The 22,753-nt window shown below is 49.7% G+C and carries 24 protein-coding genes and 2 pseudogenes; 12 read left to right on the plus strand and 14 right to left on the minus strand.

The window, feature by feature from the left end; all coding sequences use genetic code 11:
- Positions 1-35: 35 nt before the first annotated feature.
- The gene (locus OIM59_RS06015) at positions 36-944 is read left to right on the plus strand and encodes an AEC family transporter (RefSeq protein ID WP_303895706.1); all 909 of its coding nucleotides are present in this window, start codon (positions 36-38) and stop codon (positions 942-944) included.
- Positions 945-946: 2 nt separating this feature from the next.
- On the opposite strand, the gene OIM59_RS06020 is transcribed toward OIM59_RS06015, so the two are convergent.
- Positions 947-1,615 (minus strand): hypothetical protein, encoded by a 669-nt coding sequence (locus OIM59_RS06020; protein ID WP_303895708.1) that lies wholly within the window; start codon positions 1,613-1,615, stop codon positions 947-949.
- Positions 1,616-1,991: 376 nt separating this feature from the next.
- On the opposite strand from OIM59_RS06020, the gene OIM59_RS06025 reads away from it, so the two are divergent.
- Positions 1,992-2,198 carry a hypothetical protein gene (locus OIM59_RS06025; RefSeq protein ID WP_303895710.1) on the plus strand — a complete coding sequence of 69 codons (207 nt, stop codon included), beginning with the start codon at positions 1,992-1,994 and terminating at the stop codon, positions 2,196-2,198.
- 15 nt (positions 2,199-2,213) lie between these two features.
- On the opposite strand, the gene OIM59_RS06030 is transcribed toward OIM59_RS06025, so the two are convergent.
- The 6 genes from OIM59_RS06030 to OIM59_RS06055 all read right to left on the minus strand — a co-directional run bounded on the left by OIM59_RS06030 (position 2,214) and on the right by OIM59_RS06055 (position 7,382).
- Positions 2,214-3,104, minus strand: coding sequence for a DMT family transporter (locus tag OIM59_RS06030; protein WP_072542501.1), 891 nt, complete (start codon positions 3,102-3,104; stop codon positions 2,214-2,216).
- A 99-nt stretch (positions 3,105-3,203) separates the two neighbouring features.
- Entirely contained in the window at positions 3,204-3,950 is a 747-nt protein-coding gene (locus OIM59_RS06035; RefSeq protein ID WP_303895711.1) for a YitT family protein, read from the minus strand.
- A 12-nt stretch (positions 3,951-3,962) separates the two neighbouring features.
- On the minus strand, positions 3,963-4,262 hold the full coding sequence (trxA, locus tag OIM59_RS06040) for a thioredoxin (protein ID WP_303895713.1): 300 nt from the start codon (positions 4,260-4,262) through the stop codon (positions 3,963-3,965).
- A 28-nt stretch (positions 4,263-4,290) separates the two neighbouring features.
- On the minus strand, positions 4,291-4,827 hold the full coding sequence (locus OIM59_RS06045) for a flavodoxin family protein (RefSeq protein ID WP_299168431.1): 537 nt from the start codon (positions 4,825-4,827) through the stop codon (positions 4,291-4,293).
- Positions 4,828-4,942: 115 nt separating this feature from the next.
- The gene (locus tag OIM59_RS06050) at positions 4,943-5,899 is read right to left on the minus strand and encodes a bile acid:sodium symporter family protein (RefSeq protein ID WP_303895716.1); all 957 of its coding nucleotides are present in this window, start codon (positions 5,897-5,899) and stop codon (positions 4,943-4,945) included.
- The gene (locus OIM59_RS06055; protein WP_303895717.1) at positions 5,889-7,382 is read right to left on the minus strand and encodes a PD-(D/E)XK nuclease family protein; all 1,494 of its coding nucleotides are present in this window, start codon (positions 7,380-7,382) and stop codon (positions 5,889-5,891) included. Before OIM59_RS06055 ends, OIM59_RS06050 begins: the two co-directional genes overlap by 11 nt.
- Positions 7,383-7,418: 36 nt before the next feature.
- Here OIM59_RS06055 and OIM59_RS06060 point away from each other — a divergent pair, with 36 nt between their 5' ends.
- Complete coding sequence (locus OIM59_RS06060) at positions 7,419-8,033, plus strand: flavodoxin family protein (protein ID WP_303895719.1); 615 nt, start codon at positions 7,419-7,421, stop codon at positions 8,031-8,033.
- A 100-nt stretch (positions 8,034-8,133) separates the two neighbouring features.
- Positions 8,134-9,114 (plus strand): DUF3089 domain-containing protein, encoded by a 981-nt coding sequence (locus OIM59_RS06065; RefSeq protein WP_303895721.1) that lies wholly within the window; start codon positions 8,134-8,136, stop codon positions 9,112-9,114.
- Positions 9,115-9,262: 148 nt separating this feature from the next.
- Here the strand turns inward: OIM59_RS06065 and OIM59_RS06070 are convergent, their stop codons facing one another.
- Entirely contained in the window at positions 9,263-10,162 is a 900-nt protein-coding gene (locus tag OIM59_RS06070) for an AraC family transcriptional regulator (RefSeq protein WP_299168422.1), read from the minus strand.
- Between the two features lie 172 nt (positions 10,163-10,334).
- Here OIM59_RS06070 and OIM59_RS06075 point away from each other — a divergent pair, with 172 nt between their 5' ends.
- The 7 genes and pseudogenes from OIM59_RS06075 (at position 10,335) to OIM59_RS06105 (ending at position 16,483) form a co-directional block, all read left to right on the plus strand.
- Positions 10,335-10,589: an AraC family transcriptional regulator gene (locus tag OIM59_RS06075; protein WP_299168421.1), complete on the plus strand. Its 255-nt coding sequence runs from the start codon at positions 10,335-10,337 to the stop codon at positions 10,587-10,589.
- Positions 10,590-10,602: 13 nt separating this feature from the next.
- Complete coding sequence (locus OIM59_RS06080) at positions 10,603-11,469, plus strand: DUF3737 family protein (RefSeq protein ID WP_299168419.1); 867 nt, start codon at positions 10,603-10,605, stop codon at positions 11,467-11,469.
- A gap of 12 nt (positions 11,470-11,481) precedes the next feature.
- On the plus strand, positions 11,482-12,660 hold the full coding sequence (locus OIM59_RS06085) for a MalY/PatB family protein (RefSeq protein WP_303895723.1): 1,179 nt from the start codon (positions 11,482-11,484) through the stop codon (positions 12,658-12,660).
- A 70-nt stretch (positions 12,661-12,730) separates the two neighbouring features.
- Positions 12,731-14,167, plus strand: a complete 1,437-nt coding sequence (locus tag OIM59_RS06090; protein WP_299168415.1) for an MATE family efflux transporter — start codon at positions 12,731-12,733, stop codon at positions 14,165-14,167.
- 94 nt (positions 14,168-14,261) lie between these two features.
- On the plus strand, positions 14,262-14,888 hold the full coding sequence (locus OIM59_RS06095; protein ID WP_299168413.1) for an aldo/keto reductase: 627 nt from the start codon (positions 14,262-14,264) through the stop codon (positions 14,886-14,888).
- Positions 14,889-15,018: 130 nt separating this feature from the next.
- Positions 15,019-15,150: pseudogene (locus tag OIM59_RS06100) on the plus strand (SDR family oxidoreductase); the annotation flags it as partial.
- 388 nt (positions 15,151-15,538) lie between these two features.
- Positions 15,539-16,483, plus strand: a complete 945-nt coding sequence (locus OIM59_RS06105) for a retropepsin-like aspartic protease (protein WP_303895724.1) — start codon at positions 15,539-15,541, stop codon at positions 16,481-16,483.
- Between the two features lie 6 nt (positions 16,484-16,489).
- Here the strand turns inward: OIM59_RS06105 and OIM59_RS06110 are convergent, their stop codons facing one another.
- Genes OIM59_RS06110 through OIM59_RS06125 form a run of 4 tightly spaced genes read right to left on the minus strand, consistent with a single transcriptional unit; the run spans position 16,490 to position 20,705 of the window.
- The gene (locus OIM59_RS06110; RefSeq protein ID WP_303895725.1) at positions 16,490-17,539 is read right to left on the minus strand and encodes a histidine kinase; all 1,050 of its coding nucleotides are present in this window, start codon (positions 17,537-17,539) and stop codon (positions 16,490-16,492) included.
- Entirely contained in the window at positions 17,539-18,933 is a 1,395-nt protein-coding gene (locus OIM59_RS06115; protein ID WP_303895726.1) for an MBOAT family protein, read from the minus strand. The genes OIM59_RS06110 and OIM59_RS06115 overlap by 1 nt, the downstream gene beginning before the upstream one ends.
- A gap of 13 nt (positions 18,934-18,946) precedes the next feature.
- Complete coding sequence (locus OIM59_RS06120; RefSeq protein WP_299168404.1) at positions 18,947-19,189, minus strand: acyl carrier protein; 243 nt, start codon at positions 19,187-19,189, stop codon at positions 18,947-18,949.
- Positions 19,190-19,208: 19 nt separating this feature from the next.
- Positions 19,209-20,705 carry an amino acid adenylation domain-containing protein gene (locus OIM59_RS06125; RefSeq protein WP_303895727.1) on the minus strand — a complete coding sequence of 499 codons (1,497 nt, stop codon included), beginning with the start codon at positions 20,703-20,705 and terminating at the stop codon, positions 19,209-19,211.
- A 585-nt stretch (positions 20,706-21,290) separates the two neighbouring features.
- On the opposite strand from OIM59_RS06125, the gene OIM59_RS06130 reads away from it, so the two are divergent.
- Positions 21,291-21,794 (plus strand): transposase, encoded by a 504-nt coding sequence (locus OIM59_RS06130; protein WP_299168400.1) that lies wholly within the window; start codon positions 21,291-21,293, stop codon positions 21,792-21,794.
- Positions 21,795-22,071: 277 nt separating this feature from the next.
- On the opposite strand, the pseudogene OIM59_RS06135 reads toward OIM59_RS06130, so the two are convergent.
- Positions 22,072-22,343: pseudogene (locus tag OIM59_RS06135) on the minus strand (helix-turn-helix domain-containing protein); the annotation flags it as partial.
- 16 nt (positions 22,344-22,359) lie between these two features.
- A complete protein-coding gene (locus tag OIM59_RS06140; protein ID WP_299168398.1) occupies positions 22,360-22,734 on the minus strand; it encodes a helix-turn-helix domain-containing protein in 375 nt (124 codons plus the stop codon).
- Positions 22,735-22,753: the final 19 nt, after the last annotated feature.

Below are 22,753 nucleotides of genomic sequence, written 5' to 3' on the forward strand. Positions count from 1 at the left end.
ATCTTTGCGCGACTTTTTAAGGCAAGAAGAAGACAATGGATGCAATCGTGACGCAGATGATTATCCTGTTCATCCTGGTAATCGTCGGTTATTATCTGAGCAAGAAGAAAATGATGGATGCGGATTTCGACCGCAAACTTTCGGGACTGGTCATCAACGTGACATGCCCCAGTCTGATACTTTCGTCGGTGATGGGCGACACACTCCCGGACAAGGAACTGATTCTGCCGCTGCTCGTGGTGGGGTTCGCCACCTATGTGGTACTGATTGGAGCCGCCTTCCTGCTCCCGCGCTACCTGCCCGTCAAGGTGGCCGACCGTGGCATCTACAGTTTCATGCTGGCTTTCGGCAACGTGGGCTTCATCGGCTATCCCATCGTGGCCTCCATCTTCGGCGCCAGTGCGGTGTTTTACGCCAGCATCCTCAACTTCCCCAGCACACTACTGATTTTCGTGTTCGGCACCCTCTTCATCTCGGGCGGCGAGGGCAAGATGCGCTTCGACTGGCGCACGCTCTATTGTCCGGCGATGATTGCCTCGTATCTCTCCATCCTGATTGTGGTGACGGGATGGGTTCCGCCGCGCGTCATCAGTACCCCGTTCGTGCTGTTGGGTAATGTCACCGTACCTGCCGCCCTGCTCATCATCGGCTCGTCCATCGCCCAGGTGCCTATCCGCTGGATGTTCGGCAACACAGCCATCTATCTGATGGCGGCCCTGCGTCTGATGCTCGTTCCCTTGCTGATTCTCTACCTTTCCCGTCTCTGTCAGGTGGACGAGACCATCGCCAATATCAACGTGGTGCTGGCCGCCATGCCCGTGGCTTCGTACGGCACCCTGTTCTGCATCCAGTACCAGAAAGGGGAGGTCATCATGGCCGAGGGCACCTTCCTCACCACCTTGCTCTCCGTGCTGAGTATCCCGCTGCTGACGATGTTCCTGTAGCCTTATTTCAGCAGCGCTTCCAGTGTCTTTTCCGGTTCGTGGGGCAGGATTTTCCGCAGTTGTCTGAGCAACCTTTCACGCGACTCCTGCGGGGTGCGGTCCGGGTGACAGGCTTCCCGTCCGAAGAGGGCTTCGGGCGTGGTGAGCAGCGACCATCCCCAGCCATATTCCCGTCCGTGGCAGTCGCGGGGGTAGACGAAATCCTCCGTCACGATGTAGCCGGCCATCTGCAGCCGCGTGATATAGGCGTCGAAACGGCTCCGCATCTTCGGTCCCGTGAAACCGCAGGAAGTCCGCAGTTTCCGGGTAATCTGATGTCCCTCAATTTTCAGTACGTCGAGAATCGTTTCTTCGATGCTCCCTTCTTCCGGATAGGGGAAGAGGCTCCGCCGGTAGTTGCAGAAATCGGGCCACCATTCGCGGCTGATGAACGCGGCTTTTCCCTTGAAAAACTTGCCGTAGGCGCAACCGCTTTCTTGCAGGATGGCGCCTTTCCATTCCCAAAGCGGCCATTCCCAGCCGCCGTCGGGCAGGCGGGTGTACTGGCAGTCTTCGTCGGTCACTTCCTCGGCCGACCAGCCGGCAATGCCCATGGAGAGCAGGGGTAGCATCCCCACCTGACGGATGTACTCAATCAGTTCGGGGCAAGAGTGTATGAGTTCTTGTGGCATGGCTTTAGTCTGTAGTTTATTTTTAGGGAAAGATACGCATTTTCCCGATTCCTTTTCAGGAGATGCGCGTAATTTTTTGTGGAGACTTTTCTCGGAGGGTGAAAACCCTTCCGATATATCAGAAGGTCTCAGCAGATTGACAGGCAAACCTTCCTTCGTTTTCTACGTTTTCCGAACCGGAACCGTAAGTTTTCCGGGCGAGAAACGTACGTTCTCCGAGGCAGAAACCTACGTTTTCCACAAGGGAAACGTAGAAAATGCAAGGACGAAGGGAGGTCAATGCAGGGATGTTTTAGGATTTTTACGAAGGCATCTTCGGTCTGAATGAAGCAGAACCCGTATCTTTGTCTGTCAATGTATCAAACAGACAATTCTTATGACTCCACCTCTTATAGAACAATCTACTCAGGACGAACGCCGGGCATACGTGCTCGACGCTTGGAAGTGCTTGCATAACTGCGAGTTGTGCGGAAAATGCCACGTATTGAAAGGTCAGGACGTGGAAATCCTCTATGCCGATTACATAGAGGGACGGCGTAGTTACATGGAGGTGACCCTCGACATCCGGAACCGGAGTTACTGACCCCGTGAGGATGCTTTACCGCTTGGTCAAAGTAATCATGAACGTGACGGCCACGATGGCAATGGTGATGCCCACGACAATGTTCGTGGTGAGCGGTTCGCCGAACACAACCGTGCCGACCACGATGGCGGTGATGGGCTCGAACACCCCGAGGACGGAAGCCTTGGTGGCCCCGATGTTACGCGAGGCGATGGCCAGAGTCGCTGTGGAAACCACCGTCGGCAGGAAGGCGAGTCCTACCAGGTTGAGCCAGTCGTGTGCGTGGGTGAGACCTGCGGTGAGGGCGGTATCGGAAATCAGAATTTTTCCCAGAAACACAATGGCTCCCACGGAGAGGGCATAGAAGGTGAGCAGAGAATTGGAGATGCTGGCGATGGCCTTGCTCCGGTTGATGATGACGATAAAGAGGGCGTAGACCAGGGCCGAACCGATGGAAAGGAGTACACCGATGGGGTTGAGCGCCTGTGTGCCGTCGCCCTGCGTCATGATGAGGACGCCCCCGAAGGTTGCCGCGATGGCCAGCCACACCGGCCAGGAAGGCACCACTTTCAGGAACACCATGATGATGGCCACCAGCACCGGGTAGAGGAACACCAGCGTCGTGGCCAGTCCGGAAGCGATGTATTCGTAGGCATCGAACAGGAAGAGGCTGCTCGAAGTGTAGAGCAGTCCGAGGATGAGCAGGATACCCGCCTGTTGTCCGGAAACCCGGAAACTCTGCCGGCGGACCAACAGAAATAGGGCCAGAATCAGTACGGCAAAGAGATAGCGGAAGAAGAGGATGGATTCGGTGGCGGCGCCGTGCTTCATCAGGGGAACCGCAAACAAGGGGTTCAGTCCATACGTGATGCCGGTGATGATTCCCGCCGGATAGCCGATGAGGGCGTTCTTGCTAAGCTTTTTCATGTGTTTGCAGAAGTAAATGTTTGTCGGGGTGCAAAATTAGTCATAAAATGGAAACGTGGGCTTCCCCGAGGGCACAATTCCGTGCGCCGGGGAAGGGGCTTATTTCCGGTAAATGTAGCGTGCCAGTCCGTAGATGTATCTCCGGAATCCCGGACGGTACCTGAGCAGGCGGTCGAACCAGTGCAGATGGTGGCTGGCGATGCGTACCACCCATCCCACGTAATACATGGCAAAGAGCGTGCCCACTCCGATGATGTGCCATTGCCACTTCCCGAAGAACAGGTAGCTGAACACAACGCCGAGCAACACGAGCGAGATGTCGACTGCAATCTTGACTTTCGGGAATTCGATGCCCATCACCTTGCTGAGGGCCACGGGGAAACCTTCTCCGGGCATGGTCACACTTCCGCATCTCACTTCCAGCGAGATACCTGCCGCAAGGATGGTGCATCCGGCCAGCTGCGACACGGCTTTCTCCCACATCGCCACGGGTTGCAGCCAGGAGAGGAAGTAGAGGTTCAAGTCAATCAGCATGCCGAATACCAGTCCCACGAGCAGCTGGAAGAGCTGTACGGGGTCGAACTGCCGGCGAAGTACGCCCACCTGACCCACCACCAGCAGGGCATTCATGAGAAAGGTGTACAGTCCGATGGTCAGCGGCGGGGTGAGTCCCTCCGTTCCCGCATCGTGAAACACATAGGGCAATACGCTGATGACGCTGGCTCCCAACATGCTTTTCACGCAGAGGGCGATGCCCAGTGTCATGATGCACAGCGCCATGAAGAGCAGTACGTGTTGCCAGACGAATGAGATGAGTCTTTCTTTTCTCGTCATTTTTCCGTTCATCGTCAGGACAGGTTATCGCAGGAAAGGGTCGAGATGGCTCAGCAGTTCGGCTTTCGGCAGTGCCCCGCTCATCCGCCAGAGCACTTCTCCCTTGCGGAACAGCATGAGGGTGGGGACGGACTGAATCTGGTATTGTTGTGACAGGGCGGCGTGCGTGTCCACGTCGATTTTGATGATACGGATACGGTCGCCCAGCACCTCTTTCATTTGTTGCAAGACGGGGTGCATCATCTTGCAGGGCTGGCACCAGGTGGCGAAGAAATCCACCAGCACGAGCTGGTCGCCAGCGATTACGTCGTAGAATGTTTCCATAAGTTTTGTTTTTATCGGTCTTATCTTTTCAGCAATGAAGTCCCATTTCGTAGGCTTCTTCCAGCTTCGGATTTCCGCTGATGCTGCGAGGGCCTGCCACGCCGCCACAGAACAACGTCCCGGCCAGGCGGCTCTTCGGGAAACAGTCAATCCATCCCGTGAGACCTCCTTCTGCGCGTCGGGGCACTTCCGGCTCTTCTTCGGCAGCCGTGGTCAGTAGATAGACCTCGCGGAACTGATAGTCGAGGGTGTACATCGCATTCATACGGTCGATAAGCACCTTCATCTGTCCGCTCATCTCGAAATAATAAATCGGGGTAGCCCATACGATGACGTCGGCGTGCAGCACTTTCTGCATGATGGCGTCGGCATCGTCCTTGATGACACACTTGCCCAGCTTCTGACAGGCCAGGCAGCCGCGGCAGAACTGTATATTCTTGTCTGCCAGGGAAATCTTTTCCACTTCATGACCTGCCTGGAGGGCTCCCTCCACAAAGCGGTCGGCCAGCATGTCGCTGTTGGAACCCGTGCGCAGGCTGGTGGAAATCACAATCACTCTCTTCATCTTGTCTTGTTTTTATCGGTTTTTGTAAATCGGGTTCAAAGGTATAGCTTTCTGCGCAGCTTTATGCAGGGAGGGGCTGAAAAAATATGCGTCAGAAGTGTGTGGGCATGAGTATTCATCCTTTTTCCTGCTTCCGTTCTGCTTGCTTCCGGAAAATCTGTGCCGCGATGCTGCCCGAGAAGTTGTGCCACACCGAGAACATGGCTCCGGGAACGGCTGCAAGGGGGAACAGGGCGAAATGAGTCGTAGCCAGCGAAGTGGCCAGTCCGGAGTTCTGCATGCCTACCTCGATGGCGATGGCCGACCGTTTGGACGGTTCGCTCCCGGTGAGTGCCGCCAGTCCGTAGCCCAAGGCCAACCCGAGGACGTTGTGCAGAATCACCGCCACGGCTACAATCAGGCTGCACGCGAGGATGCTGGCCGCGTTGTGTGCCACGATGATGCCGATGATGAAGGCGATGGCCAGCGTGGAAATCATGGGCAGTAACGGAACGATTCGCCGGGTGGTCCGGTTAAAGTAATGGTTGGCGGCAAATCCCAGTACGATGGGAAGAATCACCACCTGCACGATACTCAAAAACATGCCGGCGATGTCTACGTTGACCGATTCCCCGGCCAGCAGCCACACGAGGGTCGGCGTGAGCAGGGGGGCCAGCAGGGTGGAGACCCCGGTCATGGCTACACTCAGGGCCACGTCGCCTTTGGCCAGGTAGCAGATAACGTTGCTGGCCGTACCTCCCGGGCAGCATCCTACGAGGACCACGCCCAGAGCCAGCTCTTCCGGCAAAGCCAGCAGTCGGCAGAGCAGCCACGCCAGGGAAGGCATGATAAGGAACTGGGCCAGTTCGCCCACGAGAATATCTTTAGGGCGTTGCAACACAGGCTTGAAGTCGGACGGGCGGAGAGTCAGTCCCATGCCGAACATCACCACGCCCAGCATCGGCGTGATGGCCGAAGTGCTTATCCAGTTGAACGAGGCGGGGAGGAAGAGTGCCACGGCGGTCACTAATACCACGATGAGGGTGATGTGCGCCGCAATCCAGGCGGAGAGTTGGATGAGGTTATTTTTCATTGCTTTGTTTTTCTAGATATCCTAATTCAATGGCTGCGTTATAGAAATCGTTGCAGCGTTCGGCACCATTGCAGGTAGAGTTCCAATAACAAGGGTCATTTTTCGTTTTGATATAGTTATTCGTGTTTGTCTTTTCAAGAATTGCCTCTATCATGTGGCATTGCTTTGCGGTAAATCCTTTCTCTGAGTAAAAGCCCCAATAGGGTTGATAGTCCTCCATTCCTTTGCCTGACCAGCACCCAATCAAAACACCTCGTACGTTCAGAGTGAAATTATCCTGTTTTTCATGCTTTAATCCATAACACTTCCATTCAGGCAGTAATTCGTGATACCAGTCGTCAATCACATCGCCTGAGATAGATTCAAGAAGTAGTCCGACTTCATCTTCTAACTTCCTGATTTCATTTAGTTTGTCATTGATGAGATTCCAATTGTCCAAATTGGACTTTTCTGTGTCGAATAATTTTTCTCTTAAATATTTTTCCATTTCACGTTTTAATTTTTGATTTTCTCTTGTGCCATATTGTAGATGAAGAAAATCTGCAAACTGAATAATAAATGACTTGAGTATAATTTCCTTAGGAGGCACCAATTTTAGACAGTCTTTAAGCAACCATTCTGAAAGTTCCTGCTGCAACACAAGGGTGTGGGGTTCATAGTCTTTCTTAAAGGTCTTGATACAGGACTTACAAAATTCAGCATCCCATTGTTTTTCCCACTCGTCAGAACGATAGTCACACCAACATAAATCATGGGCAATCACACATCGCTGTTCGCTTTTAGGCTTCTTATAATCACTGGGAAGTCGCCATACGGATTGGGGGATGTTTTGAATATAGTCATCCTCATGGGAAGTGGGCATCAATACAATGAATAGATTGTTTTTCCCATAAGATTTGTTCATCAAATGATGAAGCTTATAAATATACCGGGCTATTTGATTGGGTTGATAGTTTGCCCCTTTTACCTTGTTTTCAAAGATGAGGGCATATTTGTTGTCTTTCACGCAAACATCAATCCTGTCTTTTTCAACGGTAATGATGGGATGGTCTATCCACTGGATATTGAATCCTACAGGAACAAGAAAATGCTCCATGAATGAATGGAGTAGTGGATATGTTCCCGCATCTTTAAATTTTAGGATTTCTGCCATTGCCCAACTGGTGGTTGGCTCATCTGAATTGTATCTTTCAAAGACATTCGTTGCATACGGGGCTTTGTGCTCTGAGTGGTTCCGAATGTAGGCGAGTCCGTCGGAAATTGAAAGCAGGGACATATATTCCCTTAGGTGTTCTTTTTCCAACCGATTTGAAAGTTGTAAAAGTTCATCAATATTCTGAGGAGATAATATATGTTTGTCGTTCATGGCTGTGTGATAATGCGGCACAAAGGTACGAAAACCCCAGCGAATCGCAAGTAAAAACAGTGGCTTCAATAATCGAAGTAAAATTATCCGTAATTGAGACGCTTCAAAATCCTTCAAAACTGCTTATCTTTGTAGAAAAACAAATAGAGAGGTATGAAAGTTTTGTTGATTAACGGAAGTCCCCACAGAGAGGGGAACACATTTATCGCCTTGTCGGAAGTGGCAAAGGCGTTGGAAGCGAATGGTGTAGAAGCAGAAATCGTATCCATTGGAACGAAAGCGGTGCAGGGTTGCATTGCCTGTGGCCGCTGTAGGGAACTGGGACGGTGCGTGTTCAAGGATGAGTTGTACCAGAAAATCCGGGAGAAACTGGAGACGGCGGACGGTATTGTCGTCGGGTCGCCGGTGTATTACGCAGGGCCCAACGGCTCGCTCTGTGCCTTGCTCGACCGTCTGTTCTATTCTGCCGGCGATTTGCTGGCCTACAAGCCTGCCGCATCGGTGGCTGTATGCCGTCGCGGGGGAGCCAGTGCGACGTTCGACCGTCTGAACAAGTATTTCACCATCAACAACATGCCGGTGGTATCGTCACAATACTGGAACAGCGTGCATGGCAGGTTGCCCGGCGAAGCGAGTCAGGACATTGAGGGATTGCAGACCATGCGCACGCTGGGACGCAACATGGCGTGGTTGCTGAAGAACCTGAAGCAGGGAGGGGAGCCTGTCCCGCCCAGTGAGCCGTGGACGCCGACCCATTTCATCCGATAGAGACCGCGACCGAAGGATGTGACGGATGGGGTTCTTGGGAACTCCGAGAAAGGCAGGACTACACCTGCATATTGATGAATCATTTAACAAGAAGAATCTGATGAAAAAAATTAGTTTCTACACAAGGAAAGACTTCCGCTTATGGTGTCTGGTGACCCTCTCACTGTGTGTGCTGCTTTCGGGATGCAGCAAGGCCGAAGCGGAGGGCTATATTCCTCAGGCACCCGACTATTCCGACCCGACTTTCTGGTACACTGAAGAGAACGACAAGACCGGCCAGAATGCCGACGTGTTCTATATCGTATCGACCTGGGAAAAGGACTGGGAGACAGAGGATGGGGTGACAGTCCACTATGCTGACGTCTACAACAAGCAACACCGTGACGACATGACGAAAGAGATTTCGGGAGTGGCTGCTTATATGGGGAAGGACAACAATTTCTACGCTCCTTTCTACCGTCATATCACGATTGAAGGTTGGGCCACCCGCGATGAGCATATCATCAACAGCCGTTTTGAAGTGGCCTTCGAGGATGTGCGCAACGCTTTTGAGACCTTTCTGAAGAACCGTCCGAAAGACCGCCCGTTTGTACTGGCCGGATTCAGTCAGGGCGGAAAGGCCGTGGTGGAGCTGCTGAAAATCATGCCCGAGGAAGCATACCGCCGGCTGGTGGCAGCCTACGTGTTGGGATATAAAGTGACGCCTGCCGACACACTGGCTTCTGCGCATCTCAAGGCTGCCCAAGGTCCCGACGACATCGGTGTGACCATCTGTTACAACTCGGTCAGCGATGTGAAGTACATCCAGCCTGTCATCGCTTCGCCGTGTGCCTTCTGCATCAATCCTGTCAACTGGCGTACGGATGAAGTGCCGGCTGTCTTGCACGATACGATTACGGTAAGCGTGGCACAAAAAGAAAAGGTGCTCGTGGTGAAAGGTTACAGCGGCAGTGAGTATGCGCCCATCATGGGCTTCCTCAATGTGGGCGACTTCCATAGCTGTGAGCCGTGGTTGTACAAGGAATGTCTGGAGAAGAATATCAAGAACCGCATCGAGGTGTTCAAGAAAACACGGTTGTGAGACAGGTGATACGGTGCGCCAGAGAACGTGCTGGTTTATAATGTAGGCGTCAGCACGCCCGATGAACCGGGAAAAATAGACTGCGAAGAACTGGTGCACCGTTATCAGGTGGATGTGGCGAGTGCTGATTGTCTTATGATACTGATATTTAAACTCCCTGCATCCTGTATTCATTCGGAGTGATTCCTACTATACGTTTGAACATGCGGCTCATGTGTTGCGGATATTGGAATCCGAGACTATATGCTATCTCGCTCATCGGTTTAGAGGTAGAAAGCAATAACTCCTTTGCATGGCCTATCAGTTTGTCCTGAATATATTCCGTGACAGTCTTTCCGGTCTGTTTGCTGATCATGTCACCGAAATAGTTGGGTGAGAGAAAAACCTTTTCTGCAAAGTATTTCACACTTGGCAGGCCGTTCACTTGTGGAGCTTTGCTGTCGAAATATTCATCGAGCAGACGTTCAAACCGGATAACGACATCCTTATTGGAGACCTCACGGGTGGTAAATTGACGTTCGTAGAAACGCATACAATAATCAAGCAATAATCCGATGTTGGCTGTTATCAACCTTCGGCTGTGCTTGTCAATATTATGTTCCAGTTCATCCTCAATCTTACGGAAACAATCCATGATGGTCTCGCGTTCGCTTTCAGACAAATGGAGAGCCTCACGGGTCTCGTATGAAAAGAAAGAATATTTCTTGATTTCTTGTCCCAATGTCGTTCCACGAATAAAATCAGGATGGAACAATACACCGTGTGCCGTTGGTTTTGTTCCTTTCAACATTTCCGTTTCAGCAACCTGCCCCGGAGCGAAACAGACAATGGTTCCTTCCTTGTAATCGTAGGGCTGACGGCCATAGGTAATATCTCCGCATTTTGTATCTTTCAGAAACAGGGCATACACTCCATAATTGATTTTGAAATGTTCCGGCCATACGGTTGCTTTTGACAAATCAATGACTGCAACCATAGGATGCAATGTTTCCAGCCCGAACAACTTGTTGTACTTGTCGACGCTATCCAGTTTAATTAATTCTTCCATATCGCAAGGTATTATCGTTGTTGCAAATATAATGTTTCTGTTTTTAATATGTATTCTCTCCATTACAGTATCGATGATTAGGGTATAAATATCGGGAAATTGTATACAATCCTCCCGGGTGAATCAGGCTAACTTTGCATAAACCATTAGAATTCAGCTTTATGACGCCGGAATGTTCGGTTGTTCACCAGATTATTTCAATGACCTGCCGAAACATGAAACCGGGAAAAATGCGGAAGACTATATCAATCTCAAGCGAATCGCCAGGGCTGAAAACCTGTTGAAGCAAGGAATCATGCGAGTCGGGGAGGTCGCTGCGGAGTTGGGATTCTCTACCGATGCGGCATTTCTTGTCTTGTTCAAGAAACTCAGGGGCGAAATGCCTGAAAGTTTCGAGAGACCGCAGCTCGATATTAATCAACCCTAAAATATATAGTTATATGAACATTATCAGAAATACAGAGTTCGGGGGTGAACGCCCTTTGTTTGAATCACATGACCTTCGTCTGGAAAACGTAATTATCCGCGCCGGGGAATCGGCCATCAAGGAGTGCAGTAACATTGAAGCTTTTGAATGTAGGTTTGAAGGCAACTATCCATTCTGGCACGTCCATGGTTTCAAAATCGAGCGTTGCTATTTCGATGTGGGAGGACGGTCGGCGTTATGGTATTCCGACCATCTGGAAATGAAGGATACTGTGATTGATGCCCCCAAAATGTTCCGCGAGATGAGTGAGATTGACATTGAAAACGTCACGATGAACGATGCCGATGAGGTGTTCTGGCGTTGCAACGGTATCCGTGTCAGGAACCTTAAATTGCATGGAGGAACCTATCCTTTCATGTTCAGCAATGATATTTATGTGGACGGACTGGAAAGCGACAGCAAGTATGTTTTCCAGTATGTGAAGAATGTGGAAATTCACAATGCCAAAATTACCACCAAGGATGCCTTCTGGGAGGTAGAGAATGTGACCATCTACGATTCAGAGCTTCACGGAGAATACCTTGGCTGGCACTCCAGAAACCTCCGTCTGGTGAACTGTCACATCACAGGCGAACAGCCGCTTTGCTATGCACACGACCTTGTACTGGAAAACTGTACGTTTGGGCCGGACTGTGACCGGGCTTTTGAGTATAGCACGTTGAATGCCGATATCCGCGGTGCCATAACCAACATCAAGAACCCGACATCGGGACGTATCGTAGCCGACGAGTACGGCTCGATAACCATTGATGAGAATATCAAGGCTCCCGCCGACTGTGAAATCCGGCTGAGAGATGAACGCACTTGCTTTACCGACTAAAATGTAAGGACTATGAAATACGACTTTGATGAAATTATTCCTCGCCGGGGAACCAACTCTTATAAGTGGGACAGTCTGCCGGCAAGTAAGGATATACTTCCTCTTTGGGTAGCCGATATGGATTTCCGTACGGCCCCTGCAATTACCGAAGCGCTGGCCAGACGTGTAGCGCACGGCATATTCGGGTATGTGCGTGTGCCCGATGAATACTATACGGCGGTAATCTGCTGGTTTGAAAGGCGTCATCACTGGACCTTCCGTAAAGAATGGATGCTATACACTTCTGGAGTAGTGCCGGCTGTATCTGCTGTCATCAAGGCTCTGACAGAACCGGGTGACGGGGTGGTTGTGCAGACTCCCGTGTACAACTGTTTCTTCTCGTCCATCCGTAACAACGGGTGCCGCATTGTCGCCAATCCTTTGATATACGAGGACGGTACATATCATATCGACTTTGATGACCTGGAACGCAAGGTGAAAGATCCGGGCGTGAAACTGTTGCTTTTGTGTAACCCGCATAATCCGGCAGGACGTGTATGGACCCGTGAGGAGTTGCGCCGGATAGGAGAGGTTTGCCTGCGGAATAATGTGACCGTTCTATCGGACGAGATACATTGCGAGCTTGTTTTTCCCGGATATACCTATACGCCGTATGCATCTCTCGGCGAGGAGCATCTGTGGAATTCGGTCACCTGCGTGTCGCCCAGCAAATCCTTCAATATTGCAGGATTGCAGATAGCCAGTATCATCGCCCGCGATGAGGCCATCCGTCAGCGGATAGACCGCGCCATCAACATCAACGAGGTGTGCGATGTCAATCCTTTCGGAGTCGAGGCTACCATCGCCGCTTATAATGAAGGAGAGGACTGGCTTATGCAACTGTTGGACTATCTGAAGGGCAACTATGACTTTCTACGAGATTTCTTCCATACGTATCTGCCGGAGATACCGGTGACGAGGCTGGAAGGAACCTATCTGGTATGGACAGATTGCAGGATGTTCAATCTGCCATCCGATACATTGCAGACCCGGCTGTTGGAAGAAACCGGACTCTGGCTCAACAGCGGTACCATGTACGGAACCGAAGGAGAAGGATTCTTGCGCTGGAACATCGCCTGTCCGCGTGCGGTATTGCAGGATGCCCTGTCGCGCTTCAAGAGCTTTGTCGATGCCTTGAAAACGGAAGGTTAATAAGATAATATGGAATGTAGCTTGACTTGTGGTAAAACATTCAGGCTTATCAGAAATCAGAAATGAAAAAATGGCAAAGGAAACGAAAACCGACATATTGCTTGACCTTATCCGCGACGGCCGTCCGATGACCTTGCGGCAACAGCTGCGTCTGACCGTAGAACTCAGCGTTCCGGCCATTATTGCACAGTTGTCTTCCATTATCATGCAGTATATCGATGCGGCCATGGTGGGGCGTATCGGCGCAGAGGCATCCGCTTCCATCGGACTGGTATCGACCACCACATGGCTTTTCTGGGGACTCTGCACGGCCGCCGCCACCGGATTCTCCGTACAGGTGGCCCACAAAGTCGGAGCAGGCGACCTGAAGGGAGCACGCATGATTCTGCTGCAGTCACTTGCCGGCACACTGGCCTTCAGTCTGCTGCTGGCCGTATTGGGTGCGGGTATCAGTTCTGCGCTGCCGGCATGGCTGGGAGGTGATGTTTCCATCCGTCGGGATGCTTCCCTTTATTTTTTCATATTTTCCATTTTCCTGCCTGTCCTGCAAATGATTTTTCTGGCAGGCGGCATGCTGCGGTGTAGTGGAAATATGCGCATCCCCAGCCTGCTGGGTGTCATCATGTGCGTACTGGATGTGGTATTCAACTTCTTTCTGATTTTCCCGACACGCGGATGCAGTGTGGCAGGCGTGCAGTTCATCCTGCCGGGAGCCGGACTTGGCGTGAGCGGTGCTGCGCTGGGTACGGCTGCCGCAGAGACGGTTGCCGCCGGTGTGTTGCTGTGGTATCTCCTGACACGTTCAGAGAAACTGAAATACCACAGCCGGGAAGACAAGTTCCGACTGAAAGCCGAAACCTTCAGGAAAGCATTCCGTATCGGTTTTCCGATGGGAATAGAACATGTGGTCATTTGCGGTGCCCAGATTCTGACGACGGTCATCGTTGCGCCGCTCGGCGTTTTTGCCATTGCTGCCAATTCTTTTGCCATTACGGCTGAGAGCCTCTGCTATATGCCCGGCTACGGAATTGCCGATGCGGCCACCACGCTTGTAGGCCAGAGTATCGGAGCCGGCCGGAAGAAGCTGACCCGTAGTTTTGCCCATATTACCGTACTGATGGGGATGGCTATCATGGGCGTAATGGGTATCCTCATGTATCTGTTTGCCCCTCAGATTATCGGAATGATGACCCCTGTGGAGGAAATCCGTATGTTGGGGGTGATGGCATTACGCATCGAGGCCTTTGCCGAGCCCATGTTTGCAGCCTCTATTGTCGCTTACGGGGTCTTTGTCGGAGCTGCCGACACACTTGTACCATGTCTGATGAATTTCTTCAGCATTTGGGCCGTACGTCTGACCTTAGCTGCCTGGCTCGCTCCAACCTTAGGTCTGCAAGGCGTATGGATTGCCATGTGTGTAGAGTTGTGTTTTCGTGGATGCATCTTCCTTGTACGTTTGAAACGTGGGAAATGGCTGAAATTCCATAAGATACAAAATCGGGGATAGAGGTATAAACATCAGTAAATTATATACCGGTCCCCATCCCTTTTCAGAGTATTTTTGCAATAGAATCAATAAGTGAAAAGCAAAAAAAATTGATATGAAAAGGAACTTGTACGTTAAACTTAATAATGAATATATTAAGAAGAATAAACCGTCAATTGTACTGGGAACCTGGTCGTGGGGCACAGGGGTAGCCGGTGGTGACCAGATCTTTGGGAATCATCTCGGAGAGAAAGAACTGCGTCTGGTCTTTGAGGAAGCGATGAAGAACGGGCTGAATCTGTGGGATTCGGCTGTAGTCTATGGCATGGGAGCATCAGAAACCATGCTTTCCATCTTTACCCGTGAGTATCCGCGTAATGAGGTGCTTGTCTCCACCAAGTTTACGCTCCAGATTGCGAATGAGAAGGCTGAAAATCCCGTGGCAGAGGATATTCCGATGTATTATTTCGGATTCTCTGCACAAATCAAGAGTGTCATAGACAGATTCTACGCCATTAATGGGCGAATAAAAGGGGCTCCCAAAAAGACGGCCTTCCTGATGGCGTATGCCAATAGCGCGTACAAAGATGCTGAAGCCATGCGAGTTCATTACGCTACCTTGGCAGGTTATCTTGGCTGGAGAGATATGGGGTCGGTCATAGCACCAGGTGTATGGACTGCCGGTTCCATAAGAAACACAACATACGGAGATGAAGCCTATCAGCTCGGTAAAAGTTTGTAACCATTAAAAACCATATTATCTGATATAGCATTTGAAACAATGAAAGATAAAAGGGTTGCATTAGTAACAGGTGCAGAATGGGATACAGGGCTTGCTTGCGCTGAAGCATTTGCCAAACCGGCTATATGACATTACAGGTTTTCCGGGCCAGGCAGCATACATAGCTTGCAGACATGCCGTAATCGGATTAATCCGTACTGCTGCCATTGATTATGCAGCGAAAGGCATCCGTATCAATGCTGTATGTCCGGGTGTAACACCGATCATCGGAATAGGGTAAAGCGTATCCGGTGGTCGGTTTCATTTTTTGCCTTTTTTAGTGCTTATTGTTCTTGTTCAAAATGGGCAAATGTGAACTGTTATTTGTTCAGCATCTGTAGTTGGTTGTCGCCCATCATTCTCAGGCCTTTAATAAAGCATTTAATAAGAAGTTTCATTTTATGGTTGTTTTTATGTTTTACAACACAAAGGTACGCATTGTTTGTTATATGACATGTTGTATAACATATAATTCTTTATGAAAGGCCTTAATACTTGATATATGTCAACCAGATGGTAGAAGCTGAATGGTTTTTCCTTTTCTGTCGTTATTTGAAAATAAAAATAGTATTTTTGGCAGACCGTACTTTTGAAAGAAAAAGAATGAGAATATGAAAAAAATGTCTTTGCTGAGTGTATGCCTTCTCTGTTTGCTGAGCCTGTCGGCTTGGGCAGAAGTAACTCCGGTCGACACGATACCTTTCGAACTGGGTGCCGACAACCGCTTGTATGTGACAGTCTATATCAACGGGCAGGACGACCGTCCCCTGCGCTTCCTGCTGGATACGGGAGCAACGGACGTGGTGCTCAATTCCAATTCGCCGCGCACCGAAGGGCTGGCTGCCTTTACGGAAAGTGTGGAGAACGAGGGTGCCAATTCGGTGGAGACCATTCCTTCCACAGCCCCCTCTCAGGTGGTGAGGATGGGCAGCCGGGCCATTTCCGGCTTGGAACTGATAGATATTCCTTATCCACCCGATGCCTGGGACGGTGTGCTGGGACTGTCTTATCTGAGGAACTTTGATGTCCGTATCGATTATCGGCGGAAATCCATCTTCCTGTATGAATTGGGCGACGGGCAGAAGGCGGCATCGGACAAGGCTGTCAGGCTGAAGATGGACTATCGTCTTGGAGTGCCGGTCGTTCCGGTCGGCGTGCGTGTCGGCGGAGTGGATTATCAGGTATCGGTAGAGGTAGACACGGGTTCCGACCGTGTGTTCGACCTCAATACACCTTTCGTCCGTCGCAACAGCCTGCTGGGCACGCAGAAACCATTTGCCATCTCGCGCATAGCCGGTACGGTGAAGGAGGGCGGTGAACTTCAGAACGTGTACTTCGATTGGGTGACACTGGGAGATGCACTGACTTTGCCCCGCATACCCGGTGCTTTTTCTACAGTGATGGCAGGGGTGCAGGCCAGTGAGGCGATGGACGGCGTGTTAGGCAACAATTTCCTGCAACGCTTCAACCAGCTTTATGACTTCAAGAACAACTTCCTTTATTTGGAGGTGAACGACCGGCTTTATACTCCTTTCTATGACTTTTTGGTTCGTTGAACAGTCTCAACCCGAATGATGCGTATTATAAACCCTTTCCAGCAGCTTGTTGCCCAACAAGGGACGATAGTGCCCTGATTCATAATAGTGGTGGTAATCTTCTGTAAATTCGTTTATGCCACTGAAATCATACACATTTTCTTTCCCGAAAATGCTTTGCAAGAATGCTCTGTCGTCCGGATGCAGTTCTTTCTGGTTATAATCCGGACTGATGATGACACGTACCGAGGTGTCGTGACGGCGCAGGACTTTCCTGATTTCCTCCAACAGCACACGTTGCCGCTGAAACAGGACAGGCTCTTCTACCACAGCAATACCCTTCCGTTCAGGAAACTCCTGTTTACGGTTTCTCCAGTATGCCTCACCTTCCTGCTCAATCATCTTCTCACGTGGATTGAACGAATCATTGTTCCGCGAATCACGTATCCTTCCATAAGGATTCATCTGCTTCATGTCTGGGTCCACACGTCCTGTGATTCTATATTTCAGATAAGGGAACAAAAAGTCCGGCATCGCGAATGCCTGCATGAATTCCATCTGCACGACAAACGGACTATCTCCCGATACAGCAGCCGGAAGTGCGTTGCTGTAACCGCTCAAAGGGCTAATACGTGAAAGCGAGGTACGGTTAAGAACCAGCAGCACATTCTTTATTTCTGCCCCTTCTTTCTCGAGGGCATGAAGCTTGAGACTTATCGCCTTCAAACTCTCTCCATTCCCGAAAAGACGGATGGCACGGTCGCCGGGAGCAAGATATTTTTCCCACTCCGCACAACGGAAAGCCATGGTAGATGAATTACCCAAAATAAAAGAATTGAAATGCACGCTGTCCTTATGGTTCCGGTATATTTGCCAACCCACATGATGTTCGTTCAGCATGACATCCGAATCATACAGGTCGTATTTGCGGAGGACCATGAAAGGATCATCATACACGTAAAGGGCCATCAAAGCCCAGAATGGGAGGGCAAACCACAGCGACTTTCGGACGAGACGCAGGAAAGCAGCGCGTTTACGGATGGGTGCGTCCGTAATAGTTTCCGGTATTTTTTCCATCAGAATTGCAGATATATGAAGTTTTCCGTGCCGAACTTGCCATAAGCAAACACGGCAAACACAATTAAATAATACACGGTCCAACGGACGAAGGCAGGCTGGTTCTCTAAACGCAGGTGCAAGTCGCCTTTGGACATAAAATAGTCATAAAGCAGTATCAGCAACCAGGCACTGCCAGCTACGATGCAGATGTGGTCGGACATGCCGATATTGATTTCTTTCCAGCTCGCATGAGTCTGAAAAGAGATGTTCCGCAGGAAATAGAACGCGTCTGAAACAGACTGTGCCTTGAAGAACACCAGCGATACGGCAAAAATGAGGTAGGTGCGGACAATCGAAAGCGTGGCGAACAGCCGTTCCCCGACGTGTTTCCTTACCTTGTTCCGTATTTTCTCCGTCCTCAGTTCCCACACAATCACAAGCCCCTGAATGAATCCATAGACGGCAAATGTCCATCCCGCGCCGTGCCATATACCCAACGCGATGAAGGTCACCATGAGGCTTGCCGCCACACCTCCTTGTCCCCAACGGCGGGTAAACGATGACAAAGGAAGAAAAAGGTAATCCCGCACCCAGGAGGAAAGAGAGATATGCCAGCGGCGCCAGAACTCAGCCGTGGTCTGGGCGGCAAAGGGATGCGCGAAGTTGGGTGACAGTTTCAACCCAAACAACATGCCTGTTCCAATCGCCATGTCCGTGTAGCCGGAGAAGTCGGCATACAGTTCGATGGGATAGAGCAAGCAAGCCATAAGCAGTTGTACACCTGAGGCGGTATGCATCGAATCGAACACACCGTCAATGTAGGGCGCTATATGGTCGGCAAGCACCAGCTTCTTCACCAGTCCTACCACAATCAGCTTCAGGCCGTAGGTCATCATGGAATAGGAGGCAGGGGAGAGTCTTCGGACTTGCGGGAGCAAATCGGCCGACCGTTCAATCGGGCCCGACAGGAACTTCATGAACAGGAGCATATAAAGCAGGAAATCCATCAGATTCCGCTCCGCCTTTTCTTCCTCCCAATAGACTTCCGTCAAGTAGCCGATGGCCTGAAAGGTGTAGAACGACATGCCCAACGGGAAAACAATGCCGGAGTTTCCGGTCAACTGGTGGGCATAGCGGAACCCAATCCAGCAGAGGACGAGAAAGGAGATACTGCTCCAGTAAATCAAGCGGGAGCCCCTTCCTTTTTCACAGGCCCGCTCAATCCGTATCGCCGCACCGTAGGTGAAAAGACTTACGACCAGTGCCGTGACAAGAAATACGAGATTGAAGTAGCCGATGAAAACCCCACTGGCCGCAAGCAGAATCCGCTTCCGCCCTTTCTCACGGACCAAATGGTATAAGGTGAAACAGAGCAGGAGCAGCAGGACAAATTCAAGGGAAATGAATGACATCGCTTCTCCCTCCTTATTTGGCCTTATTCAGGATAGTATGGCACAGATCGCCCACGTTTTTCAGTTTCACTATCTCACGAAACGTGAAACGCACGCCGAACTTTTTCTCAATCTCGGTGAGCAGTACCATGTTGGTCAGCGAATCCCATCCCTCCACGTCGTGGGCCGTGGTGCTTTCGGTCAAGGTGATGTTGTCTCTCTTCAATACTTTTCTGAATATTCCGTTCAGGGTTTCCAATAATTCTTTCGTTTCCATATACTTGATTGTTTTTGAGTTATTGCGTGATATATTTTAGCAGTTGGTTCCGGTCAGTTTTGTTGCTGTTGTTTTGTGGAAAACAAGGCATGAAATGAATGTGCCGGGGGCACATATAAGACGGCAGATGACTTTGCAGGTACTGTTCCAGGCGTTCCGTATCTTCCGTCTCCCGCTCTACGGCCAGATGCAGTTCACAACTTCCGTCAGAGGTATAAACCGGCAGCACTACCGCGTTACAGCCATGCTTGTAGAACGCCTTGACGTGGTATTCAATCTCGCCCAATTCTATTCTGAAGCCTTGTATCTTTACCTGTGTGTCTTTGCGGCCGCAATAAACGATGTCTCCGTCCGCATCTGCCAGACAGAGATCGCCGGTGCGGTAATAAAGCTTTCCGGAGGAATCCGTCACAAAACATTCCGCCGTCTTTTCGGGAGCACCCCAATACCCGCTCATGAGTTGAGGTCCGGCAATCCACAGTTCACCCGTCTCTCCGGCCGGAAGGGGTTTGCCCGAAGGAGATGCAATCAGATAGTCCATCCCCTGAAAAGGTTTCCCGATTGCCGCCATGCCGTTATGGTGTTTGCCCCCTTCTGCCGGGATGACATACGAAGTGCAGTAGATGGTCGCTTCGGTCGGTCCGTACAGGTTGACGACCGTGGCGTTGGGTATGCAAGGACGAAATTCGTGGAGCAGATTCACGTCGGTGGCCTCCGCGGTGACGACGAGATAGCGCAAGTCTGGGAAACAGATTTCCCCGAAATAAGGACGTGACAACCGAAGCACGGAAGGGGCTACAGCCGCAAACGTAAGCCGATGACGCTCCATGATATCCAGTACGTTCAGGTATTTCATTCCCTGCTGCGGAACGGGATAGACACACGCACCGAGAGTGAGGGGATAAAGAAACGACACGACAGAGACGTCAAACGTCAGTTCGAACATCTGAAGCATACGGTCGTTTTCATCCAGTTGCCATCCTAAAGCCCGATAAGCCTGGTAGAACGCATTCAGGTTCTTCCGGGAGATGGGGACACCCTTGGGTTCACCCGTACTTCCGGACGTGAAGATGATGTAGGCAGGCACATCGGAATCCACCTCCTCGATGCCGGATGGCAAAGCAAGCCGATAGGAGGGGAGAGACACCCGTATGGCTCTGATGTCAGCGGGAAGCATGCGGCCATTTTCCCCACTGTAGAGCCACAGGCCGATGCCGGATTGCCGGGCTATCCGAGCATTGCGCTCTGCCGGATAATCGGGATGTAACATGACGTAGGTTTTCCCGGAAAGTAGTACCCCCAAAATGGATGCGTAGGTTTCCATACGGTTTTCAGCCGCGATGCCCACCGTGTCTCCGTGGAGATTTCTCAGCGTTTCACAAATACTTCCTGCCAGTCCGAACAATTCCTGATAGGTATAGGTCCGGTCGTCAAGGACCAGTGCCGGACGCATGGCATAACGGTTCGCAGCCTGTACCATGGCTGCCAGCATATCTGCGTCGTTTTTCTTTTCCATATAACGTTAATTATAGTCTAGTCTATTATCTCTGCTTTCCTTTATTTGTTTATTGGTATAACGGAGATTGACATAAATCCCCCTATTTCAGGAATGTGAATATTAGTTAAATGTAAGTGTATGATAACACAGTCCCACTGATTTTTATGCGGACAGCTTTCTGAGAGGGAAAAATATACGTGATTTATTGCGAGAAGAATGACTGCTCTACAGTGTTTCCGGAAAATGCTTCATTGAATTGTGCATCATGAGGAAATGTTTTTTATGTTTTCCATTCGAGAACCGTATGTTTTCCATCCGTGAAACGTACGTTTCGCAAGGCGGAAACATACGTTTTCCGTGGGGGAAACATAGGAATCCTAAGCCCAAATGGGTATTTATGCTTAGGCGTTTTTAAGTCTACATAAAAGATACTATGTTTGTAAAGTCTGATTAAAGTCGCTCGTCGGGACGGGTGGTCCCGCCCCTTGCCGCTGGGCGCTCCCCGACCGATGATTTAGGAAAGAAGAATAGGCGTAATAATTGAATTACTAACTTTGTAAATGAGAGTTTATCAATGAATTAGTAATCCTAAATATTACACCTATGGCACAAAGTAAGAAAATAAATTTCAATGGTCAAAATATCTACATAGGTATTGACGTGCATCTGAAGAGCTGGAGTGTGACTATAATGACTGAATCGGGTTATAAGAGGACACATTCTCAGAAACCTTCGGCAAAAGAGCTCTTTGAACATTTGAAGAAACATTATCCTGATGGGAAATATCAGGCTGTATATGAAAGTGGCTTCAGTGGATACTCTACCTATTATGCCTTGAAAGAATACGGAATAGAGTGCATGATCATCCATGCTGCGGATGTTCCTACATCTCAATATGACCATGTAATGAAGATGGATGCCATAGATTCGGAAAAATTGGCAAAGTCTTTAAAAGGAAGTAGGAAGAGTATAAGTAAAAGCATAGCTAAGCCACCGGACTATGCAGATCGGAGGGAGCTGAAATCCCTGTCTTATTTTGGGAGCTATGTTTTGTTATTTGGGAAGGTGGGTTTTCACAGTATTTGTGAGGTCATATATGGAATATAAGGATAGCCGCCTTTGATTCACGGCTATGCGTTACGTCGGTCGCAGTTAATCCCTGTAATCTTTCCTTTAATTCTAATCCGTTTGCCGCCGCATTCTTTTTCAGGTGAATTTTCATGGCGTAAGCCATAAAGAAAATTCTCCTGAAAAAAGGAATAAATGCGGCTGGCAAATCAGGATTGGGATTTATCTTTGATGTAAGGGATAGCTTATTATTTGAATTTGGAGTATAATTGGAATCTAAAATATTACAAATATTTCCATAACATATGGATAAAAATCATGCTCCTTGAGCTCTGAATTCATTCGGGGTGATTCCCACTATACGTTTGAACATGCGGCTCATGTGTTGTGGATATTGGAATCCGAGACTGTAAGCTATCTCGCTCATAGGCGTTTGGATGTAGAGAGCAGTGACTCTTTAGCATGGCCTATCAGCTTGTCCTGAATATATTCCGTGACAGTTTTTCCGGTCTGCTTGCTGATCATGTCACCGAAATAATTGGGTGAAAGAAAAACCTTGTCTGCAAAGTATTTCACGCTTAGTAGGCCAAATAAACTATATTCATTATTTTTTATTGGCTCTTCTTCTGTCTTTTATAATCGCATCCTTATTTTCCAATGCCCATCCAATCAGAGCATTAATATGTGGAAGTAAAGAACGTGTCCTTTCGGTCAATGCATATTCAACCCTGGGAGGGACTTCGGGATATACTGTGCGGGTAACATACCCGTCATCTTCCAATGTTCTCAAAGTTACTGTCAACATTTTTTGAGATATGTCTGGAATCTCACGCTGCAACTCTTTGAACCGAACCGTTTCCATACCAGCCTTATTCAGTGTATATATGACCAGAAGTGACCATTTGTCGCAAAGTTTTGCCAGGATATTCCGTATCGGACAATCCGGAAATACCGCATCTTCTATTGTTGTTCTATCCATAAAATAATATATTTCAATT

The sequence above is a fragment of the Bacteroides mediterraneensis genome (genome assembly GCF_025993685.1).
Classification (GTDB): Bacteria; Bacteroidota; Bacteroidia; order Bacteroidales; family Bacteroidaceae; genus Phocaeicola; species Phocaeicola mediterraneensis_A.

Excerpts from the sequence above, each read along its gene's own strand:
- OIM59_RS06075 (WP_299168421.1), top strand. The coding sequence starts at position 10,335 with ATGTTCGGTTGTTCACCAGATTATTTCAATGACCTGCCGAAACATGAA.
- OIM59_RS06065 (WP_303895721.1), top strand. The coding sequence starts at position 8,134 with ATGAAAAAAATTAGTTTCTACACAAGGAAAGACTTCCGCTTATGGTGT.
- OIM59_RS06115 (WP_303895726.1), bottom strand. The coding sequence starts at position 18,933 with ATGTCATTCATTTCCCTTGAATTTGTCCTGCTGCTCCTGCTCTGTTTC.
- OIM59_RS06030 (WP_072542501.1), bottom strand. The coding sequence starts at position 3,104 with ATGAAAAAGCTTAGCAAGAACGCCCTCATCGGCTATCCGGCGGGAATC.
- OIM59_RS06020 (WP_303895708.1), bottom strand. The coding sequence starts at position 1,615 with ATGCCACAAGAACTCATACACTCTTGCCCCGAACTGATTGAGTACATC.
- OIM59_RS06015 (WP_303895706.1), top strand. The coding sequence starts at position 36 with ATGGATGCAATCGTGACGCAGATGATTATCCTGTTCATCCTGGTAATC.
- OIM59_RS06060 (WP_303895719.1), top strand. The coding sequence starts at position 7,419 with ATGAAAGTTTTGTTGATTAACGGAAGTCCCCACAGAGAGGGGAACACA.
- OIM59_RS06090 (WP_299168415.1), top strand. The coding sequence starts at position 12,731 with ATGGCAAAGGAAACGAAAACCGACATATTGCTTGACCTTATCCGCGAC.
- OIM59_RS06110 (WP_303895725.1), bottom strand. The coding sequence starts at position 17,539 with ATGGAAAAAATACCGGAAACTATTACGGACGCACCCATCCGTAAACGC.
- OIM59_RS06080 (WP_299168419.1), top strand. The coding sequence starts at position 10,603 with ATGAACATTATCAGAAATACAGAGTTCGGGGGTGAACGCCCTTTGTTT.
- OIM59_RS06120 (WP_299168404.1), bottom strand. The coding sequence starts at position 19,189 with ATGGAAACGAAAGAATTATTGGAAACCCTGAACGGAATATTCAGAAAA.
- OIM59_RS06085 (WP_303895723.1), top strand. The coding sequence starts at position 11,482 with ATGAAATACGACTTTGATGAAATTATTCCTCGCCGGGGAACCAACTCT.
- OIM59_RS06140 (WP_299168398.1), bottom strand. The coding sequence starts at position 22,734 with ATGGATAGAACAACAATAGAAGATGCGGTATTTCCGGATTGTCCGATA.
- OIM59_RS06045 (WP_299168431.1), bottom strand. The coding sequence starts at position 4,827 with ATGAAGAGAGTGATTGTGATTTCCACCAGCCTGCGCACGGGTTCCAAC.
- OIM59_RS06125 (WP_303895727.1), bottom strand. The coding sequence starts at position 20,705 with ATGGAAAAGAAAAACGACGCAGATATGCTGGCAGCCATGGTACAGGCT.
- OIM59_RS06130 (WP_299168400.1), top strand. The coding sequence starts at position 21,291 with ATGGCACAAAGTAAGAAAATAAATTTCAATGGTCAAAATATCTACATA.
- trxA (WP_303895713.1), bottom strand. The coding sequence starts at position 4,262 with ATGGAAACATTCTACGACGTAATCGCTGGCGACCAGCTCGTGCTGGTG.
- OIM59_RS06035 (WP_303895711.1), bottom strand. The coding sequence starts at position 3,950 with ATGAACGGAAAAATGACGAGAAAAGAAAGACTCATCTCATTCGTCTGG.
- OIM59_RS06050 (WP_303895716.1), bottom strand. The coding sequence starts at position 5,899 with ATGAAAAATAACCTCATCCAACTCTCCGCCTGGATTGCGGCGCACATC.
- OIM59_RS06025 (WP_303895710.1), top strand. The coding sequence starts at position 1,992 with ATGACTCCACCTCTTATAGAACAATCTACTCAGGACGAACGCCGGGCA.
- OIM59_RS06105 (WP_303895724.1), top strand. The coding sequence starts at position 15,539 with ATGAAAAAAATGTCTTTGCTGAGTGTATGCCTTCTCTGTTTGCTGAGC.
- OIM59_RS06070 (WP_299168422.1), bottom strand. The coding sequence starts at position 10,162 with ATGGAAGAATTAATTAAACTGGATAGCGTCGACAAGTACAACAAGTTG.
- OIM59_RS06095 (WP_299168413.1), top strand. The coding sequence starts at position 14,262 with ATGAAAAGGAACTTGTACGTTAAACTTAATAATGAATATATTAAGAAG.